Source organism: Allobosea sp. P2_A10 (assembly GCF_056405115.1).
This window is the reverse complement of sequence record NZ_JBFUCS010000021.1, coordinates 1-18,568: the sequence shown is the minus strand read 5'-3', so window position 1 is coordinate 18,568 and position 18,568 is coordinate 1. Positions and strand designations below refer to the sequence as shown.

The following is an 18,568-nucleotide window of genomic DNA, read 5'->3' as shown; positions in this document are numbered from 1 at the left end:
TGGTTGCGCATGCCTGCCAGTTCTTCTGGCTACTCTTTTAATTCAGAAGACCAGCCGAAATCGACGAAGTCGGCCCGACTGTCATAGCAACTGTTTCCGTAGGCGCGCAGATAGGCATCGCGACGCGCTCGGTCCTGATAGACGGCGGCCGGGTCGGCCGTGTCACGCTCGAATTGGCTGATGTTTTCCCGAACGACGAGACTCGGCAGGATATCTAATCCTTGGGGCACGGATCGTCCCTCCAGCCAATCGGCGGCGTGCTGCGCGAGAGCGTAGCCAAATATAGGCGAGGCTAAACTGACGCTGGCCTTATAAGGCCCACCCCTCCTCATCTCCGCAAAGGCCTCTGGCTCGCCGTCGATGCCACCAATGAATTGGTCGTCGCGCGCAAGGCGCGCATCGCGGAGCGCTGCCAACGCGCCAAGGACCACAGTATCTGCTCCGAGCACGACATCGACGCGGGAATGCGCGAGGAGGATGGTCCGCATGATCGCCTGGCCGCCCTCCTTGTCGACTGTTTTTGGCGAAATATCGGCGATGACGCGCGCCCCCGGGACCGCCTTGAGAGCAGCGCGTATCGCCACAAAGCGCTGCGCCAGAAACTGGTTCGTATCGTGGGTCAAAAGCACCACGCGAGCTTCGCCGCCCAATCGGGTTCGAATGTAGGTCGCAGCGGCGTCACCCAACGCTTTGCCGGTTGCAAGTTGAGGTGCATTGAGAATGGTCGTCGCCGGAGGCGGAACGATCGATCCGACATATCCCCCTTGGGCGATGAATTCCCTGATCGCTGGTGCAAGTGTTGCCACGTTGATCGGTGCGGCAATGAGAGCGCCGACGCGGTCGGCGATTGCCCGACGGACGTGGCCAACCATTGCGTTTGGATCGTTGTCGGCCAGCGCGATCTCAAAAGCGAGACCCCGTTGTTGGGCAGCCCGCGCCATCCCGCGCGCGGCGCTCTGCACGAACTCGCGCTGATTGTCCTGCGCGAAGACAAGGACCTTCCTGAGCGCGGGCGGAGCCGCGCAGCTCGCGGCATCCGCGTTGAAGCTGCCGAATTTTTTTGGCGTGGTAATGCCGAGAGGAGCATCTTGCGACCGGCCTATGGAAGGCATCGCAGCGCTCAGACCCAGTCCCCCTAAAACCGCTCTGCGCGATAGTGTCATGAGAGCGCTCCGAGGAACCTGAGTGAAATTGGGGCCATCGCTAGGCGGGATCGAGCGACATCATCAGACGGGCTTCCGTGCCCGGATTACGGCTGACGTAATCGACCTCGGCCTTGAGCGACCGCGCGATCGTCGTGACGATCTTGGAGCCCACGCCAGTGCCCCGCGTCGCTTCTCCGATCGACATGCCGACACCATCATCTTCGACCGCGACGAGAAGCTTGTCATCGAGCTTGCGCGCGAGGACGCGCACTTGGCCGGTCTGCCCGCCATAGGCGTACTTGAAGGCGTTGGTGACCCACTCGGTGATGATGATACCCAAGCTGATACTTGCGCTGGTCGAAACGCGGATCGGTTCGATCGCGTGCGTGATCGAGGCGCCGAATCCCCCTGAAGCAAGTGTTTGCTCGAGCTGCGTCAACAGCGCGGTCATGTAGGTGTCCAGAGCGACCGACGTGACGTCGCCGGTCGTATAGAGGTGCTTGTGAATCTCTGCGACGGCTTGGATGCGTGAGCTAGTCTCGTCCAAGGCGTCCTTTGCGGCTTTGTCCGGGATCGCCTGGCGTTGCAGGCGGATAAGCGCGCCGACGAACGACAGGTTGTTGGCAACGCGGTGATTGACTTCGGTGAGCAGTACCTCGGCTCGATCTCGTGCCCGAAGAAGATCGTCAGTGCGTTCTTCCACCCTGATCTCGAGGCTGGCATTCGCCCTTGATAGGTCATCGCGCGCTTGCATGATTTCGCGGGTATAGCGCGTGAAGGTGACCACGACCCCGCCGACTACGCCCAAAATCAGCAGACTTGCCAGGATGGTCCCGACGCGAAGCGCCAGGATATTCGTAGTCTGAGTCAGAAGGCGGTCGGTCAGGGTATCCTCAGCTTCGATTACAATGGCCGAGAGAAAAACTTCGACCTCGTCCATTAAAGCTTTGCCCTGATTAGTGGCGATGATCCTCAAAGCGTCCGCGGCGCTGCCTTTATTTTTTGCCAGCATCGAGCTGTCGAGATCAGTGATCCTCTGATCGACCAAGCCTTTGAGCTGTGGCAGCATGGTTTGGAACCGGCCGCTTTCAGCGAGATCTGACGTCAGTTTGGAAATTTCCTCCTGCGCAACGAGCTTGGCGTTTTCATACGGCGCCAAATATATTTCGTTGCTCGTGAGGATGAAACCTCTTTGGCTTGATTCCGCCGCAAGCAGGGCCTCCCGCACGCCGACTGCTCGATTCCTTAGCAGCCGCTGGCTATCGACAATCGACGCGTCGGTCTGGGCTCGTTGGCTTAACCACACGGTCGCAACGACCAGACACAATAGCGCGGCAGCCGCAGTAAGCAGGAAAATCAGCGTAGACGTGACGAGAAATCGTTGTGAGATCGGCATTCTGTCACGCCTCGATCCAAGCGCGGCTATCCAGAATGGCAATACGAGGGATCACCCGTCCCACGATCAACAGCGCAGCAAAACTGTAGCGGAAACAGGCCAGCGAGCAATGTCATTTCACTACGAATACGGGCGGCAGTCGTCAGAGTTTCTGAGCGGCCTGACCCTCAGATTTGATAAGCTCAGGCTGACTAATGGCCGCGATAGAACGAGCCGTCGCGTCCTCCAGACAGTGTTCGACTGCCTCGCGGAACGTAACGGCGACGCGATCGGGTTTCGTCGCCTGCATGAGGTTCTCGCCAGTTTCGCTGGGAGCGAGCGTCAGCGCAACAATCATGATCTTCGCCTCGGGCATTTTCCGGCGAAGCCGCTTCACGGCGTAACGCATGTTCGCGATGCTGTTCCCGTCGAGATAGCAAAGGCAGACGAGCGCCACTCCATCACCGCTGAGCTTGAAAATATTGCGTGTCGATAGGCTGTCGGAAGGTTCGACGCGTGCTGCGACCCCATGTTTTTCGACGATTTGCGCCAACATCAGTGCGATGGCTTCGTCGAGCTTGTTTTGCCCTGCTAGGAATAGGATAGGCTGCGGCGTCCTATAGCCCTCGGCCAACTCGTTGGCGGTCAAGACAGGTAGATCCGCCGTGCCCTGCAACTCGTTTGTCTCGTCGATGGTCGCTTCGGTCTCGGCGTCCGTCTGTGTTTTGCCGTCAAGCGGTTTCCTGTCGTCGTGATCGGCCAGATCGTCGATAACCTCGCGAACAGTTTCGAGGATGCCTGCCATTCTGGCGTCGTCGAGAACGCCGCGGATGCAGTCGGCCGAGGCCAGTCGCAATCCCTCCAGGGCGACGGTCTCGTAGTAGGCCGATAGCGATCTCTCCTTCAAAACCTGCTCGGCCTTGTCGGCTGCCTCGGCGGGGTCGCCGGCCAAAATGCGCTGGTAGAAAATTTCTGGCGCCGACAGCGCTGGACGGTCACCCAGAAGTACGTCGAGGAACTCGAGTCGCTCGACGTGCCGGCCAAGGACGACAAGACAGACCGTCAACGGCGTGGCGAGGACGAGGCCGATCGGTCCCCAGATCCATGTCCAAAACGTCGCGGCGACGACGATCGCGACGGGGGACATGCCCGTCGATTGTCCATAGATCAGCGGCTCGATCACATGCCCTGCGACAGGTTCAGCGATCATGAACAAGGCTGCGGTCCAAAGCAGCATTGTCCAGCCCGGATCGACCGCAGCGGCGATAGCCAATGGAAAAGCCGCGGAGAAGATCGCGCCGATGTATGGGATGAACCTCAGAACTGCCGTCAGGATGCCCCATAACGCTGGACTTGGCACGCCGATTGCCCAAAGACCAAGGCCGATGACTACGCCAAAACCCGCATTCACCGCCAGCTGGGTCAAAAAGAGTCGGCTCAGGCGCTTGGCGGCATCGTTGAACGCGGCCGTTGTCTTCTGCAGATCATAGGTGCCCGTCAGCCGGATGAAGCGGTTTCTGAGATCCTCCCGCTGGAGCAAGATGAATATGACAAAAATCACCACGATTCCCGTCGTCGCCAAAGGGTGTATCAACGGGACCAGAAACGCCCTTAGCGTTTCAAGTGCGCCAGGGTCGGGCTGATGAACCTCGACGGGGATAGGGCGCTGCTCCGGAGCCGCCTTCGGCGTTCCAAAGACCTCGGGAACGACGGGCTCAGGCGACTTGTCCAACTCTTTGCTGAGGTCTTGCAAGACGTCTGCCGCTCGCGACAGGACCCCACCGCCAGGACCGGAGCCGCGCAAAGATGCGATTTTTTCGCGGATTGTGTTTTGATATTGCGGAAGATCAGACGCCAATTGCGTCGCCTGGGTGGCCATCATCATCGCCAGAGCGCTGACCCCTGCGAATGCGACGACGACCACGGTTACGACGGCCAGCGAGCGCGGTATCTTCAGGCGCTGCAGGACCTTCACCAAAGGTGCGAGCACAAAACTGAACAGGATCGCCAAGGCTACGGGGACGAACACGTCGCGACCGACGTAAAGAGCGGTCACGATCAACGCGATGACGCCAAAGGTCGCAAGACCGGCGCCGATAGGTAAGAGCATCTTCGTGTCCTGGCTTGGACCAGGCCTGGCCGGAAGCGTCATCGAATTCCCCCTCGTGCCGTTGGCTCAGTCGCCGGCGCCGCTCCTGCTGAACGGCAGGTGGTGATCGATGTTCCCTTCGACAGGCGTGGGCGCGATCGCGCAGATCGCTCAGTTGAAACCGCCGGAACATTAAAGCCCCGAGCCAGTTCTCGTCGCATGTTGGCGATTGGGGTAAGATTATGAAAACTCGTATTGTTTTCCTGGCCGCCGTTGCGATCGTCGGCTTTTCGGGTGTGGCCGTTTCGCAGGTCGATCGGCCTATTGCACAGGCAAAGCGAATATCGGTCGTTTTGGTCGACCAGCCTGTCCGCGCCCTTGTCCCATCATCGCCGGTTCAGCGACAGGTCGTCGCGCCGATTTCAACGGATACGTCGAGCATAGCCACCGACGCTCGCACAGTCCGGGTCGTTCTACCGTCACCGTTTGCGCGATGACATCGTCTATCCTGACAGAGGATGCGGCTCGGCGCGGTTCTCTCACTGCTACGCGAAATTCGAGCGAACGATTGCTATCGCGTAGATCGGCGTTGGCTCTGCTTGCGTCGACCGCCTTCGTCAGCGCGCCTGATCGCGGCCACGCCGTCCCAACCGGGGCCAATCGCGGCGGCAAATTCAGCTACGAGGACGTCGTCAGCCAGGCGCGCGCATTGGGCGAGCGACCCTTCGATGCAGAGGGTCTCAAAATCCCCGCAGAGCTGACGCGATTGACATATGACAGCTATCGAGAAATCCGGTTTCGGCGCGAAAAGGCATTGTGGCGTGATGGTGGATCTGACTATCGCCTCCACCCGTTTCACCTCGGATTTCTCCACGACAAGCCTGTCCAACTGCACATCATTAGGGAGGGCATCGCAACGCCGATCCCCTTCACGACGGGCCTCTTCGAATACGGCAAGGTCCCGGTCCCCGAGCGATTGTCGCCCTCTTTGGGGTTTGCCGGGTTTGCCGTCACGACGACGCTGAATAACCCGACCGTTCAGGACGAGCTGATCGCATTTCTCGGCGCCAGCTATTTCCGCCTCATCGGCCGAGGTCACCGATATGGGCTGTCGGCCCGTTCACTCGCACTCGATGTCGGCGGCAAGGAACCCGAGGAATTTCCGTTTTTCCGCTCGCTTTGGCTGGAAGAGCCGACACCCGGCAGCCCGGAGCTCGTGATCTACGGTTTGGTTGATTCCCCGTCAGTCGTAGCGGCATATCGCTATGTCGTCTCGCCGGGAAAGCAGACCACCATGACGGTCACAGCGACGATCGTGCCGCGTAGCGTGATACCCCGGATCGGTCTGGCGCCGTTGACGTCAATGTTCCTTGCTGGCGAGGGCGACCTTGGACAACGAGCGGATTTTCGCCCCGAAATCCATGATTCGGATGGTCTGCTGCTCAAGACTGGCGTGGGAGAGTGGATCTGGCGACCGATCCGAAATCCGAAGTCTTTGCAAATCTCAAGTTTCGCCGATCGTAGCCCGGGCGGCTTCGGCTTGATGCAACGCGACCGCGAGTTCGGCCACTACCAGGATCTCGAAGCGCAATATCACGCCCGACCAGGATACTGGATCGAACCCTTAGGCGACTGGGGTGAAGGCCGCGTCGATCTGATCGAAATCCCGACCGACGGGGAAGCGTTTGACAATATCGTCGCCTGCTGGACACCAAGCAAGCCGATCGAACCAGGAAAGCCTGCGCAGTTCGTCTATCGCCTATCTGCTTTGTCGACGACCGAGGCCCTGCATCCGCAGGGGCAGGTTCGCAGCAGCTTCGGCGCCTCCGATACCCAGGATGCCGGCTCCAACGGCACCGGCACGCGCCGGTTTATCGTCGATTTCGCCGATGGCGATCTTGAGCATTATCTGGCTGATCCGAAGCGCGTCGAGCTGCACGCCTCTGTCACTGCCGGAACGATAGCGGCAAAAAGCATCGACCCCCATCCCGCGATCAAGGGATTTCGGGTGATGGTCGATGCAACCCTCAATGCTGGCGAAACAGCTCAGATGCGTATTGTCTTGAAATCGCGGTCGCAAACCCTGACCGAAACATGGACGAGTTCATGGTCAGTCGCGGCGGTGCCGAAGAGCGGACCAGGAACCGACACCGTCAGCAAAAACTGACGATCCCCGAAGCCCGATCGGGCAAGCGTGACAAACGTATTGAACCCCAGATCACGAGCCGAAAACAGAACGAATAAGCCGGCCTCTCTGCGATACTTAGGCATCAAAACTGTGAATAGGCGTTGAGGAACTAGGACTGCGGCACGGCGTTGATTGCGCGAGGAGGAACAGCCATGTCCGACAAACCCATCAATGAGGCCACGTCCGGTCAGCCACGCAGAGCCAGCGACAGCCGCCCGCGACCCGGCACCGGAACGCCGTCATCCGATCATAGCGGAACCGGCGAGGCTAAAACCCGAACAACAACAGAGAGCGATCCGAAGCCGTCCGCTTCAGAGAGCGCGCTTGATCCAGGGCGAAAGGTCAAGAAGTAGAACGCTCTCTTGCAGATCGAGCGGCGAAACAGATGCACGGACAACTGCGTCGCAGATCACTGGAGATCGTCACCTGCACGGAACGCGCGCTGCATTGAAAGGTCGCCAGCGATCATGAGCGGTCCGACTTCAGCCGCATGACATTCCCGCCACGCGAGCCTTCTACGCTCGGAGCGCGTATCGCACTCGGCAACGAGAGGCTCCTGCGATTGAGATTGGCGGAAGCGGAGTGACGGTGTCGGCATCGCCATGATCGACAAGGTAGGCTCGGCCGCGCGCACCTTGGCATCGTCACGCCGACCAATGTCTTTTGCCATTGCTTGGCCAGGCGTGGCCGTGCTCATCGACCCAGTACACATCAAACGCTAACATCGAAATTGGGCGACGCATCGTTGGCTCGCCTCGATCGAGCGTTGCATCTTGAACGAAAGCGGAGTCGAGCGTGTTGGAGCCATTGGATAAGCAGGCCCCAACTGGGGTCGCCGGATTAGACGACGTGCTCGGCGGCGGGCTCGAAAGGCACCGGCTCTTCCTGCTGGAGGGCAACCCAGGCACCGGCAAGACAACCATCTCGATCCAGTTCCTGGTGGCCGGCGCGATGGCGGGCGAGCGCTCGCTCTACATCACGCTGGCCGAGACGGAGGAGGAGCTGCGCGCGGGCGCGACCTCGCACGGCTGGGACCTCACCGGGATCGACATATTCGAGCTGGTCCCTCCCGAGACCCTCCTCGACGATGACCAGCAGCAGAGCCTGCTCTACTCCTCCGACCTTGAGCTCGGGGAGACCACCAAGCGAATTTTCGAGGCGTTCGAGCGGGTGCGGCCCGACCGCGTGGTGCTGGACAGCCTATCGGAGATCCGGCTGCTCGCGCAGAGCTCGCTGCGCTACCGGCGCCAAATCCTGGCTCTGAAGCACTACTTCGCCAGACAGGGCGCGACGGTGCTGATGCTCGACGACCTCACGACCGACGTCAACGACAAGACCGTTCATAGCGTCGCCCACGGGGTTATCCGATTGGAGGAGACTTCGCCTGAGTACGGCGGCGACCGTCGTCGCCTTCGCGTCGCGAAGTATCGCGGGCGACGCTATCGTGGCGGCTACCACGACTTCGCCATCCTGACCGGGGGCGTGCGCGTCTTCCCCCGCCTGGTCTCGGCGGAGCACAGAACGCAGTTCGCTCGGGACGTCGTGAAGAGCGAGATGACGGAACTTGACGCGCTGCTCGGGGGTGGGGTCGAGCGCGGATCGAGCGTGCTTATCCTGGGTCCTGCCGGCACGGGCAAATCCCTGCTTACGCTGACGTTCGTCCAGGGCGCCGTCGGCCGCAGAGAAAAGGCGGCGCTGTTCGTCTTCGACGAGGAACTTGGCCTCCTGTTCGCACGGGCCGCCAAACTTGGCATCGACCTGCAGGAGATGATTGATGCCGGCGACCTGTTCGTCGAGCAGGTCGATGCCGCCGAGTTGAGCCCTGGAGAGTTCTCCGAGCGGGTGCGCCGCTGCGTCGAGGCGCACGGGGTTGGGACAGTGGTCGTCGACAGCCTCAACGGCTACCAGGCCTCCATGCCGCACGAACAGGCGCTGGTCCTGCACATCCACGAACTGCTGCAATACCTCAATCGGCAGGGCGCGACGACCTTCCTGACCGTCGCCCAGCACGGCCTCGTCGGCGACATGAAGTCCCCGGTCGACGTCACCTACCTTGCCGACACCGTTATCCTACTGCGCTATTTCGAGGCGCTTGGCCGCGTGAGGCGCGCGATCTCGGTCGTCAAGAAGCGCACGGGCGCGCATGAGGATACGATCCGCGAGTACCGGATCGGCGGTCGGGGGATGACGCTCGGCGAGCCTCTCGTCAACTTCCAAGGCGTGTTGCGAGGGATCCCGACCTTGGTAGGCGACGGCCCGGAGCTTTTGCGGGCAGGCCAGGCGTGAAGCGTACGACCGTTTCCAATCGTGCGCTGGTCCTGGCCCCGCGGGGAAGGGACTCGGTTATTGCCGTCGCCGTGCTCGGTGAGGCGGGACTGGCCGCTGATGCCTGCGCATCGCTCCCCGACCTAATCGGCGAACTGGATGTCGGCGCGGCGGTGGTCGTGGTCACGGAAGAGGCTCTGGCGACAGCCGATCTGAATCCGCTCGCCGCGTGGATCGCGGATCAGCAGGAATGGTCGGACCTGCCCTTCGTGTTCCTCACGGGCCATGGCGGCGGGCTTGAGCGAAACCCGGCAGCGCGCCGTTATCTCGACGTGCTCGGCAACACGACCTTCCTTGAGCGCCCGTTCCATCCCACCACCCTGGTCAGTCTGGTCCGCGCCGCGTTGCGCGGTCGGATGCGGCAGTACGAGGCTCGTGCGCGAGTTGAGGAGCTCCGTTTCCTGAGCGAACTCGACGAGGCCATGCGACACGCACACGACGCCCCGGGGGCGATGCTGACGGCGGCCACGCGCCTTGCGAACCGGCTCGGCGCCTCAAGATGCGCCTACGCCGACGTGGACGCCGACAACGACCGCTTCTTCATTCGCGACGACTACACCGTGCCAGGCGTCGCGAGTTCTGCCGGTACGTATAGCCTCGACCTGTTCGGTCCCCGCGCTGCGGCCGACATGCGAGGCGGGCACACGCTGGTGGTTCGCGATGTCGCCACCGAACTCGCTCCTGGCGAAGGACGCGAGATGTTCCTGGCGATCGGTATCCGCGCGATCGTGTGCCGCCCGCTAGTCAAGGCAGGTCGCCTAGTGGCCATGATGGCCCTCCATCAAAGCGACCCGCGAGACTGGCAGGCCAACGAACTTGCCATCATAGGGACAGCCGTCGAGCGCTGCTGGTCGCATGTCGAGCGGGTGGGCGCCGAGGCCCGCCTCCGCGAGAGCGAGGAGCGCTTGCGTTTGGCAACCGAGAATGCGGACATCGGCTTCTGGGACGTGGACACCATCCACGACGTGCTGGTCTGGCCACCCCGGGTCAAAGCGATGTTCGGGATCTCCCCCGACGTCCCGGTGTCGATGCAGGATTTTTACGACGGTCTCCATCCGGACGATCGGGAGGCCACGGCCGCGGCCTACGCCGCCGCCGCCGACCCGATGCGCCGGGCGCTCTACGACGTGGAGTACCGAACGATCGGCAAGGAGGACGGCCTCGTTCGCTGGGTGGCAGCGAAGGGCCGTGGCGTTTTTGAGGGCGACCGCTGCGTGCGGCTGCTCGGCACCGCCATCGACGTCACGGCCCGCAAGGCGATCGAGGAGCGGATACGCGACCTCAACGAGACCCTGGAGCGCCGCGTTGTCGACGAGGTGGCCGAACGGACCAAGGCCGAGGACGCGCTTCGCCAGGCGCAGAAGATGGAGGCGGTCGGCCAGCTGACGGGAGGTGTCGCGCACGACTTCAACAACCTGCTGACCATCATCAAGAGCTCAACCGAACTGCTCCGTAAGCCCAATCTCGCGGAGGAACGCCGCCGGCGCTATGTCGATGCCATCTCCGATACCGTGGACCGCGCGGCCAAACTCACCGGGCAGCTCCTGGCCTTCGCCCGTCGCCAACCCCTGAAGCCGGAGGTCTTCGAGCCGTCTGCGCGCGTCGGCTCCATCGCCGAGATGCTCCGCAGCATCGTCGGGTCGCGGGTCGAGATCGTGGCCGACATCCGCGCGAAGGCATGCTTTGTGGAGGCCGACGTCAGCCAGTTCGAAACGGCGCTCGTCAACATGGCCGTGAACGCCCGCGACGCCATGGAAAGCGAAGGTACGCTGACGATCGCGGTCGAGGACCTGTCGCGGATGCCGCCGATCCGCGGCCATGCCGGCGGCACGGGCCCCTTCGTCGCCATCTCGCTGGCCGATACCGGCGCGGGAATCCCGTCCGACAGGCTCACGCAGATCTTCGAGCCGTTCTACACCACGAAGGAGGTCGGCAAGGGAACCGGGCTGGGTCTCTCGCAGGTCTTCGGCTTCGCCAAGCAGTCGGGAGGAGATATCGCGGTCGAGAGCGAGTTCGGCCGCGGCTCCCGCTTCACGCTTTACCTTCCCCGCGTCGAACGCAAGCCGGTCGTCCCGAGCAAAATCGAGGCTTCCAGTCCCGAGACCATCGACGGCGGCAGCGGCCGGCGCGTGCTGGTCGTCGAGGACAACGTCGACGTCGGGACGTTCTCGACCCAGCTCCTGCGCGACCTCGGCTACGAGACCACTTGGGCGGCCAACGGCAACGAGGCTTTGAACGTCTTGTCCGGGACAGATGGCTTCGACGTGGTGTTCTCCGACGTCGTCATGCCCGGAATGAGCGGCATCGAGCTGGGCCTGGAAATCCGGAGGCGGTATCCCGGCCTCCCGGTCATCCTCACCTCCGGCTACAGCCACGTCCTCGCGGATGAAGGCCACCACGGTTTCGAGCTTCTGAAGAAGCCCTATGCCGTCGAGGACCTGTCCCGAATCCTGCGCTCGGCGACGCGCGGTAAGACGGTTAGGAGATCGGAAGGTCCTTGAGCTTACGGTTCGCCGACCTCGCCTCCAGCCGCCGTCAATGGCCGAGGCATGCCCTGAGCGCTTCCTCTACATGCTGGATCGCGTAAGGCTTCGCCAGCATCCGGCAGCCGTCAGGCAGATCGGATACGTCACTGCCATAGCCCGTCGCAACGATGACCGGCACGCCCCTGGCGCGGAGAGTTTCGACCAACGGATGCGCCATAGTGCCATTCAGGTTCAGGTCCACGATGGCGGCGTCGCAGGTTCCCCGCTCTAGCAGCGACTGTGCCTGGACGAGGTTCATGGCCGGCCCAATGACCCGGCAGCCGAGATCGGTGAGGAGGTCGTCGAGCATCATCGCGATCATCGGCTCGTCCTCCACGACGAGGATCGCCTTGTCTTGCAGCATAGGTTCGCCCCCCGCGCGGCGTGTTGACCATGCGGCGAAAGCGCCGCCTGTAATCGTGTCTTGCACGGGACGCAGCCCGACGTCCACGGTTCGAACGCAGGAAACGAAAAGCCCCGGGCGGTGAATTCTGGGCCGTTCGATCATAAGATGGCGGTAGGCCGGCTGGCGGCCGGGCCCCGCTGATAAGGATCGGCTTTCTTATTTAACCGCGTCCGGCCGTTATGACGATACTGGGCGGTAGGGGGCGTCACGGTTGATCGGCGTCGCGCGGTCGATGTCGCTTCACTGAACAAACGCAATGCGAATACCCGAACTGGGACACTCGATGCCCGCCGCTTCGCACGGCAGTAACCATCTCACATAAAATTGAAGCTCGACTGTCTGCTCCAGCGAACTAATTGAGAAGCGCGACGTTGTGACGTCTGCTGTATGGGAGACTGGCATATGACGCCGCTGCGCGTTTTGGTAATCGAAGACGAGCCGCTGATCTTGATGGATGTGGAAGCAGCGCTTGCCGAAGCCGGTTTTGAGGTTGTCACCTCTGCGAGCGCAGCTCAGGGCATCGCTGTTTTCGATGAGCGCAGTGCCGAAATCTGTGCCGTCGTAACTGACATTCGCCTCGGCAAGGGGGCGAGCGGTTGGGATGTCGCCAGGCATATCCGTGAGAACATCCCGACACTGCCGGTCGTCTACATGAGCGGTGACAGCTCAGGTGAGTGGACGGCGCAAGGCGTTCCAAATAGCATCATGATCGCCAAGCCGTTCGCGTTTCCGCAGCTCATCACCGCGATTTCGACCCTGCTCAACAAGGCGGATAGCCGACGCTGTGGAGTTACCCCTCAAAGTCCGGATACGTCCCACGCGGTTTAGCGGTTTGCGATGAGCTCTCGCAGTGAGGGTACCCGCGCGCGTTTTGCGGGTGACCACGCTGGAAGCGGGACTGTTCGAAGAACGTCATTTTCCGTTCGTGCTCAGCATTCCCGGCGTAGGATAGAGGTCGGTGGTCAGAGGTCGGCTCGGCCTTGAGGCGTGCAGTCCGCGTGTTGGGGGCGTCTGACGTCGCTTAGGCCACTGCTGTTCGGTTAAGCCAGACGAGCCGGCGGATGTTGTAGGCGAGATTGGCGATGCCGATCTTGGTTTTGGCCCTGGCGATGCCGATGGTGCGCACGAAGAGGCCCATTCTCGCCTTCTGCTGCGCGAAGACATGTTCGACGCGGGAGCGGACCTTCGACTTCGCGTTGTTGGCGTGCCGTGTCGCCTCTGGCATGGGCCTGCCCTTGGGCTTCTTGCGATGGATCTTGCTGACGAAGCCGTGCTTGTCGAGGAAGGCCTCGTTGGCTGCGGAGCGATAGGCGCTATCGGCCCAGACGGCCTTGGACGTGTTGATGGGATCGAGCAGGCCCTCGCGTAGCCGCGCGCCCTCATAGGCGGCTGCATCCGTCACCAGCCAGCGCCGGATCAGGCCATGCTCGCGGTCGATCGCGATATGGTTTTGATAGCCGAAGGCGGGAATGGCGATGTCGACCGGCGGCATTGTGCCGTCCGCCTGCGGCCTGGCCTTGGCGAACTTGACGGTCCAACGCGCGTCACGATCCTTCTGCCTGAGCTTGGCCGGGCGTTCCTTCCAGGCCTGGGGAATACGCCTGGCCTTGATCTCGTCCTTCTCCTCTTTGGTGTTGCGCTGCCTTGGTGCCGCAACCAGGCTGGAAACGACAATCTGTCTGTGTTTCGGCGTGCAAGTTTGGACGCCGATCGGGGGGCAAAATATTGCGCGCCGTTTGACACCGTCGAACGAAAAATGGCGCCCGACGTTAAACTCGCGGCAGATCACGAAGCGGGAGAGAGAGACATGACGGAGAAGGGCAAGCCGAGGCTGGTCGGCATCAACCATGTCACGCTCGAGGTCGGCGACGTGGCTGCAGCGCTCGATTTCTATGGCGCGATCTTCACGTTCAGCCATCTCGACGATGCGGTGGTCTCGCCATGGCGTTCATCGACATGGGCGACCAGTTCCTTGCTCTGGCCCGCGGGCGCCGCCTAGGGCCGGACGAGCAGCGCCATTTCGGCTTGGTGGTCGATGACCGCGCGCATGTACTGGAACTGGCTTCAGCCGCCGGCGCGACGATGGTCGAGGGCCCGTTCTGCGATGTCCTCGATCCTTGGGGCAATCGCATCGCGGTCGTTGCCTACGGCGATGTCCAGTTCTCCAGGACGCCGGCGGTGCTGAGTTCCATGGGCCTTTCGCGGGAAAAGTACGACAGCGCGAAAGCCCAGCTGCGCGACAAGGGCATGGCCTAAAGGCGCGCGCTACGCTGTAGGCATCGACCTCAATCCTTGTAGAGCTTGCCGAGATTGCCGGGAAGCCCCGAGATCGAGAGGTCGTCGGGGCGGGTCAGGCTCGATGCGTCCTCGATGCCGTTTGCGTTCTCGCCTTTATGGGCCTCCTCCCATGCGCGGATGGCACCGACCAATCCGGCGAGTTCGCGCGCCGCGGGCGTTCCTTCCGGTGCGTCGCTTATAGCGTTGGCCCGCTTCGCTGCGGCGTCGTAGTCGGCCTTGTCCTTAATCTTCACGAGACGTTCTCCTCCGTTGGCTGAGCCTCCGCGTAACGGAGAGGTGCCCCCATGAGTTCCGCCACCTCGGCCTGGAGTCTGAAACGTCGGAAAATCTGGGATCAAATGCGTGGCATGCAGCGTTACGGCCAGCATCCCAACTTTGAGGTGTAAAAGGAGCGCCCGCGATGAACGCCTATCCTAAGCCGCCATTTTCCGAACAGCAGCAAACGATGCCGGGACAGACGGAAGCGATGGACCCGCGCCCCGACCATGGCGAGGAAAGCTATCGCGGCTCGGGGCGCCTGCAAGGCAAGCGTGCGCTCATCACCGGCGGCGACAGCGGCATCGGGCGCGCGGTGGCGATCGCATTTGCCCGAGAGGGGGCGGACATCTTGATCTCCTATCTCAACGAGGACGAGGATGCCCGCGAAACCGCCCAATGGGTCGAGAAGGCAGGCCGCAAGGCCGTGCTCGTGTCAGGCGACATCCAGTCGCCCGAGCATTGCCGCAAGCTCGTCGAGCAGACGGTCTCGGATCTCGGCGGAATCGATATCCTGGTGAACAATGCCGCCCATCAGGCGACGTTCGACGACATCGCCGACATCAGCGACGATGAGTGGCAGCTGACCTTCGCCGTAAACATCCACGCGATGTTCTATCTAACCAAGGCTGCGGTCGCGCATATGCCGGAGGGCAGCGCGATCATCAACACGGCGTCGGTCAATTCCGACATGCCCAACCCGACGCTGCTAGCCTATGCCACGACGAAGGGCGCGATCCAAAATTTCACCGGCGGGCTGGCCCAGATGCTGGCGGAGAAAGGCATCCGCGCCAATGCCGTGGCGCCGGGCCCGATCTGGACACCGCTGATCCCCTCGACCATGTCGCCCGACCGGGTTTCGAACTTCGGCAAGCAGGTGCCGATGAAACGGCCGGGCCAGCCTGCGGAACTGGCGACCGCCTACGTCATGCTCGCCGATCCGCTCTCGAGCTATGTGTCTGGCGCCACGATCGCGGTGACCGGCGGCAAGCCGATCCTCTGAACGAGCGTCGGCATGGGGAACACTCCGGGGGACCGACGATCACGGGAGCGGCGATGGGCCTGTCGTGCCACCCCTAGCGATTTTTACCGCTCTTTCGTGCCGGGCGTGAGAGAATTCAGCAGGGAGCGCGCCGTACTCACGATCACATTTCCCGCCTCGAGATCGCCGCTTGCCAAGGCTGACGCGAACCCGCCGGCCTGCGCCAGCGTGATGTGAGGCGGCAGGGGCGGCACATTGGGGTCGGTCGCCATATCTAGGACGAAGGGTCGCGACAGGTCCGCATCCGCCTTATGAGCCAGATGACCCCGAGGGCCTGGCGGCCGGCAAGCACTCCGGAACAGAGGGGCCTGCAGGTGCCCACAAGACGCCCGAGACCGGTCTCATGGGCCCGAATTTCTCGATAATCGGCGGCAATTGAAACTGCCTTACGATCAGGCGAAGGAAGGACAAGCCGATGCCCGCTTACAACGATTATCTCAAGAAGCCCGAGGACCGCGACGAAGCAAAGCTCGACGTGGCAAACGCTCAAGGTGGCCAAGTCTCCAAAGCCACGAACATTCATGACGAAGGCAGTGACGCCAACGATTCGAGCGATGGCCTGACGGAGTCGGAAGAGGCTGTGCGAAAGGCGGCTGAAGATGTCCCTGCCGGGCAATCGCCGACTGGAAAAGTGGATTCGGTGCCGGTCTTCGATCGCGGATCATTGCCGCCGAAGGTCTGACATCGGGATCGCCGGAGCCACGGCCACGGCGTTCGGGACCGGCCGGATCCGGTGTAGAGCCCTGATTGGGCGTTTCCTCCTAAACTWGGGCCGCCGCTCCCAGAGGAACGACGGCCCTTTTTCGTCGKGGGGAACCACGTCCGATTGGCCAGCGTTATCCGCGTGGCACAATAGGGAGGTTGATYATGCGCTCGATGGGACTTTGGCTTTTAGGCGTKCCGATCCCGATCATYATCCTGCTCTGGTTTTTCATGCGGTAGATACCGCCGTCTTCGCTCGACAGTCATCTGGCCCGACGCTCCGAAAGGGGTGCCGGGCCTTTTGCGTTTGGGCGCGCAGCGTGTCTAAATCCTRATCATGCCGTTCCGATCGWTSACMGCTGATCCTCAGGAACTCGCCARGTTAGGCGATGCGTTCGACGCTGCTTGGATTKCGGTAAGCGAGATCGAGCCGGTGGACGTTTTGGCAGCCTCCGGAGCGCGAGAACGCCTCGCGCATATCRTCGCCGGATTATGGCAGACCAACCCAACCGGCCCGTTGATCGGGCCGGCTGTCGAACTCTACCTAAACACCAAAACGGTTCTGCCCACCGAAACCCAAAGTGAGACTGCGCTAGGCTAAATCGGCAAATTGAGGCCGCCACTCTAGAGGCCGGCCCGAAGCGTTCTGATCTCGTCGTCGCTCAGCGGCACCTGGCCAACGGTGATTGTCTCGACCCGGCCCGCTCGGAGGTCATCGCCGACCCCCGCCAGCGCCTCCCTAAGAGACGCATAATCCATGCGATAGGTCGCCAGCATCTCGCCACCGCGCTTTACATTCTGGCGCAGCATCACCGAACATTCTCCGGTATGGCGCGCGAGGATGTCTTCACCGGTCACTGTGACGGATTCCATCGTTTTTCTCCCAGCGTCCAAAAGCCGACAGCAGTTCGTCCAACTCGCTCTCGTCGGTCGAACCAGCGCATCAGTTGTCGCAGCGCGTGAGTTCCCTGCCGGTATCGACAACCGTAAACCCGCACTCATCGTCGTAATGGACTTCCGAGCCGTCCTCCAGCGTGTAGCTGGTGAACGGCATCGGTGGCTGGTCCTGCCAAACGATAACCGTGTAGGGATTGCCGTCTGCGTCCTGGCAAGCCTCGCGCCGGAGCACGCAACGTGTAGGCGCCCTCTCGCTGCTGACGACGCTCATCGGCTGGTCCCCTGTTCGTCTCGAATGACGATGGTGCAGCCTTCGCGCAGCTTGGCCATTTTCGCGGCGGTCGCTTCCGCTTCGGATCGCTTATCCGTCTGACCCCAGAACGCCCCGGTCCGGTCTTTGACGGCCCAATCGCGGCCGAGGCGACACACCTTCAGCACTTCACCCATGACGCCACCTGACAAACGCTACAATGGCGACTCAACGATAATTGGGTGAGACGGTTCCCTGCAGCCCTATGCCGTCCATAAAGCCGCTGAGATGATCCGAGACGATGCAGATTGTCATCAAAGCGAGCCAGATTCTCCAGAACAGCCGCGCGTCAAAGCCACCGCGTTGCGTCGTCGTGCAGCTTGTCCCATTCCATGACAGCCGCGACGAGCCAAGCAAGCTCTTCGGCTTCTGGGGTCCCTTCTTTGGCATCGCTTAGCTCGCGAATGCGCTGCGTCGCCTTTTCATATTCGTCGAGAGACGAAATGGCATTGTCATCGGTCATGTCGGCCTCCTGAGGGTCTCAACAGACCGCCGAGGCGTCAGGTTCCAAAGGTGGGGCAGGCCCGCAAGCCAGTTTGGCGTAGGCGGCCGACGCCGCCCTCCTTGGCGAATGTCGCGCCGCCACCGATTCGCTTTAGCCCAGGCAATAACGTGCGGCATGACGAACTGCCGTGGCACGTCGCGGCCCAGCCAAGACGCGGAGCCGGTACGCTCACTGAACCGGATTGTTTTTGGCCTGCTCCATGCTTGCCTGCGCCAGCATGGCTTCGAGCTTGGCCAAAAGCTCGGGAGCAAGGATCACGTGCAGGTCGGAGTTCCCGTCCAGTTCGAAGGCAATCTCCGCCACGGCGAGGCCATCGCCGCTGACCGTGATCTGCTTGATATCCCGCGCCGCGACTTTTACCGCTGTACTTTTTCGATCTGGCATTTTCGCCCTACGCTTAAAGACGGCGGGAATAGAAACTCGATTTTTTCGGCCACGCAACAGGGTTCGGCATTCGCCCCCGTGCGTATGATAAGCGGTAAGAAATTGGAAAGATTTCTGCTGTC

18 protein-coding genes and 1 pseudogene are annotated in these 18,568 nt (G+C 61.9%); 8 read left to right on the top strand and 11 right to left on the bottom strand.

The window, feature by feature from the left end; genetic code table 11:
- Window positions 1–29: 29 nt before the first annotated feature.
- From AC1DZY_RS22790 to AC1DZY_RS22780, 3 genes are all read right to left on the bottom strand, one after another.
- The gene (locus AC1DZY_RS22790; protein WP_476822445.1) at window positions 30–1,163 is read right to left on the bottom strand and encodes a sugar ABC transporter substrate-binding protein; all 1,134 of its coding nucleotides are present in this window, start codon (window positions 1,161–1,163) and stop codon (window positions 30–32) included.
- Between the two features lie 40 nt (window positions 1,164–1,203).
- Window positions 1,204–2,541, bottom strand: coding sequence for a sensor histidine kinase (locus AC1DZY_RS22785; RefSeq protein WP_476822444.1), 1,338 nt, complete (start codon window positions 2,539–2,541; stop codon window positions 1,204–1,206).
- Between the two features lie 142 nt (window positions 2,542–2,683).
- Window positions 2,684–4,630, bottom strand: coding sequence for an AI-2E family transporter (locus AC1DZY_RS22780; RefSeq protein WP_476822443.1), 1,947 nt, complete (start codon window positions 4,628–4,630; stop codon window positions 2,684–2,686).
- Between the two features lie 568 nt (window positions 4,631–5,198).
- Here AC1DZY_RS22780 and AC1DZY_RS22775 point away from each other — a divergent pair.
- From AC1DZY_RS22775 to AC1DZY_RS22765, 3 genes are all read left to right on the top strand, one after another.
- Window positions 5,199–6,776: an OpgD/OpgG family glucan biosynthesis protein gene (locus AC1DZY_RS22775; RefSeq protein ID WP_476822442.1), complete on the top strand. Its 1,578-nt coding sequence runs from the start codon at window positions 5,199–5,201 to the stop codon at window positions 6,774–6,776.
- Between the two features lie 816 nt (window positions 6,777–7,592).
- On the top strand, window positions 7,593–9,083 hold the full coding sequence (locus AC1DZY_RS22770) for an ATPase domain-containing protein (protein ID WP_476822441.1): 1,491 nt from the start codon (window positions 7,593–7,595) through the stop codon (window positions 9,081–9,083).
- Window positions 9,080–11,623, top strand: coding sequence for a response regulator (locus AC1DZY_RS22765; RefSeq protein ID WP_476822440.1), 2,544 nt, complete (start codon window positions 9,080–9,082; stop codon window positions 11,621–11,623). Before AC1DZY_RS22770 ends, AC1DZY_RS22765 begins: the two co-directional genes overlap by 4 nt.
- Window positions 11,624–11,657: 34 nt before the next feature.
- On the opposite strand, the gene AC1DZY_RS22760 is transcribed toward AC1DZY_RS22765, so the two are convergent.
- Window positions 11,658–12,011 carry a response regulator gene (locus AC1DZY_RS22760; RefSeq protein WP_476822439.1) on the bottom strand — a complete coding sequence of 118 codons (354 nt, stop codon included), beginning with the start codon at window positions 12,009–12,011 and terminating at the stop codon, window positions 11,658–11,660.
- 444 nt (window positions 12,012–12,455) lie between these two features.
- On the opposite strand from AC1DZY_RS22760, the gene AC1DZY_RS22755 reads away from it, so the two are divergent.
- On the top strand, window positions 12,456–12,881 hold the full coding sequence (locus AC1DZY_RS22755) for a response regulator (protein WP_476822438.1): 426 nt from the start codon (window positions 12,456–12,458) through the stop codon (window positions 12,879–12,881).
- A gap of 193 nt (window positions 12,882–13,074) precedes the next feature.
- Here AC1DZY_RS22755 and AC1DZY_RS22750 read toward each other — a convergent pair.
- A pseudogene (locus tag AC1DZY_RS22750) lies at window positions 13,075–13,731 on the bottom strand (transposase); the annotation flags it as partial.
- Window positions 13,732–13,860: 129 nt separating this feature from the next.
- Between AC1DZY_RS22750 and AC1DZY_RS22745 the strand changes: the two are divergent.
- Window positions 13,861–14,052, top strand: coding sequence for a VOC family protein (locus AC1DZY_RS22745; RefSeq protein WP_476822437.1), 192 nt, complete (start codon window positions 13,861–13,863; stop codon window positions 14,050–14,052).
- Window positions 13,995–14,309, top strand: coding sequence for a VOC family protein (locus tag AC1DZY_RS22740; RefSeq protein WP_476822436.1), 315 nt, complete (start codon window positions 13,995–13,997; stop codon window positions 14,307–14,309). The genes AC1DZY_RS22745 and AC1DZY_RS22740 overlap by 58 nt, the downstream gene beginning before the upstream one ends.
- A 29-nt stretch (window positions 14,310–14,338) precedes the next feature.
- Here AC1DZY_RS22740 and AC1DZY_RS22735 read toward each other — a convergent pair whose 3' ends face one another.
- On the bottom strand, window positions 14,339–14,584 hold the full coding sequence (locus tag AC1DZY_RS22735) for a hypothetical protein (RefSeq protein WP_476822435.1): 246 nt from the start codon (window positions 14,582–14,584) through the stop codon (window positions 14,339–14,341).
- Between the two features lie 167 nt (window positions 14,585–14,751).
- On the opposite strand from AC1DZY_RS22735, the gene AC1DZY_RS22730 reads away from it, so the two are divergent.
- Entirely contained in the window at window positions 14,752–15,609 is an 858-nt protein-coding gene (locus tag AC1DZY_RS22730) for an SDR family oxidoreductase (RefSeq protein WP_476822434.1), read from the top strand.
- Between the two features lie 454 nt (window positions 15,610–16,063).
- Window positions 16,064–16,330: a hypothetical protein gene (locus AC1DZY_RS22725; RefSeq protein WP_476822433.1), complete on the top strand. Its 267-nt coding sequence runs from the start codon at window positions 16,064–16,066 to the stop codon at window positions 16,328–16,330.
- Window positions 16,331–16,974: 644 nt separating this feature from the next.
- Here the strand turns inward: AC1DZY_RS22725 and AC1DZY_RS22720 are convergent.
- The 5 genes from AC1DZY_RS22720 to AC1DZY_RS22700 form a co-directional block, all read right to left on the bottom strand.
- Complete coding sequence (locus tag AC1DZY_RS22720; RefSeq protein WP_476822432.1) at window positions 16,975–17,223, bottom strand: hypothetical protein; 249 nt, start codon at window positions 17,221–17,223, stop codon at window positions 16,975–16,977.
- Window positions 17,224–17,293: 70 nt separating this feature from the next.
- Window positions 17,294–17,518, bottom strand: coding sequence for a hypothetical protein (locus AC1DZY_RS22715; RefSeq protein WP_476822431.1), 225 nt, complete (start codon window positions 17,516–17,518; stop codon window positions 17,294–17,296).
- Window positions 17,515–17,694, bottom strand: a complete 180-nt coding sequence (locus AC1DZY_RS22710; protein WP_476822430.1) for a hypothetical protein — start codon at window positions 17,692–17,694, stop codon at window positions 17,515–17,517. The genes AC1DZY_RS22715 and AC1DZY_RS22710 overlap by 4 nt, the downstream gene beginning before the upstream one ends.
- A gap of 152 nt (window positions 17,695–17,846) precedes the next feature.
- Window positions 17,847–18,020, bottom strand: a complete 174-nt coding sequence (locus AC1DZY_RS22705; RefSeq protein ID WP_476822429.1) for a hypothetical protein — start codon at window positions 18,018–18,020, stop codon at window positions 17,847–17,849.
- Window positions 18,021–18,230: 210 nt separating this feature from the next.
- Window positions 18,231–18,568 (bottom strand): hypothetical protein (locus AC1DZY_RS22700; protein WP_476822428.1); only part of this gene is annotated, 338 nt, incomplete at its 5' end.

Excerpts from the sequence above, each read along its gene's own strand:
- AC1DZY_RS22705 (WP_476822429.1), bottom strand. The coding sequence starts at position 18,020 with ATGACCGATGACAATGCCATTTCGTCTCTCGACGAATATGAAAAGGCG.
- AC1DZY_RS22760 (WP_476822439.1), bottom strand. The coding sequence starts at position 12,011 with ATGCTGCAAGACAAGGCGATCCTCGTCGTGGAGGACGAGCCGATGATC.
- AC1DZY_RS22790 (WP_476822445.1), bottom strand. The coding sequence starts at position 1,163 with ATGACACTATCGCGCAGAGCGGTTTTAGGGGGACTGGGTCTGAGCGCT.
- AC1DZY_RS22730 (WP_476822434.1), top strand. The coding sequence starts at position 14,752 with ATGAACGCCTATCCTAAGCCGCCATTTTCCGAACAGCAGCAAACGATG.
- AC1DZY_RS22715 (WP_476822431.1), bottom strand. The coding sequence starts at position 17,518 with ATGAGCGTCGTCAGCAGCGAGAGGGCGCCTACACGTTGCGTGCTCCGG.
- AC1DZY_RS22740 (WP_476822436.1), top strand. The coding sequence starts at position 13,995 with ATGGCGTTCATCGACATGGGCGACCAGTTCCTTGCTCTGGCCCGCGGG.
- AC1DZY_RS22780 (WP_476822443.1), bottom strand. The coding sequence starts at position 4,630 with ATGCTCTTACCTATCGGCGCCGGTCTTGCGACCTTTGGCGTCATCGCG.
- AC1DZY_RS22745 (WP_476822437.1), top strand. The coding sequence starts at position 13,861 with ATGACGGAGAAGGGCAAGCCGAGGCTGGTCGGCATCAACCATGTCACG.
- AC1DZY_RS22725 (WP_476822433.1), top strand. The coding sequence starts at position 16,064 with ATGCCCGCTTACAACGATTATCTCAAGAAGCCCGAGGACCGCGACGAA.
- AC1DZY_RS22720 (WP_476822432.1), bottom strand. The coding sequence starts at position 17,223 with ATGGAATCCGTCACAGTGACCGGTGAAGACATCCTCGCGCGCCATACC.
- AC1DZY_RS22785 (WP_476822444.1), bottom strand. The coding sequence starts at position 2,541 with ATGCCGATCTCACAACGATTTCTCGTCACGTCTACGCTGATTTTCCTG.
- AC1DZY_RS22755 (WP_476822438.1), top strand. The coding sequence starts at position 12,456 with ATGACGCCGCTGCGCGTTTTGGTAATCGAAGACGAGCCGCTGATCTTG.
- AC1DZY_RS22710 (WP_476822430.1), bottom strand. The coding sequence starts at position 17,694 with ATGGGTGAAGTGCTGAAGGTGTGTCGCCTCGGCCGCGATTGGGCCGTC.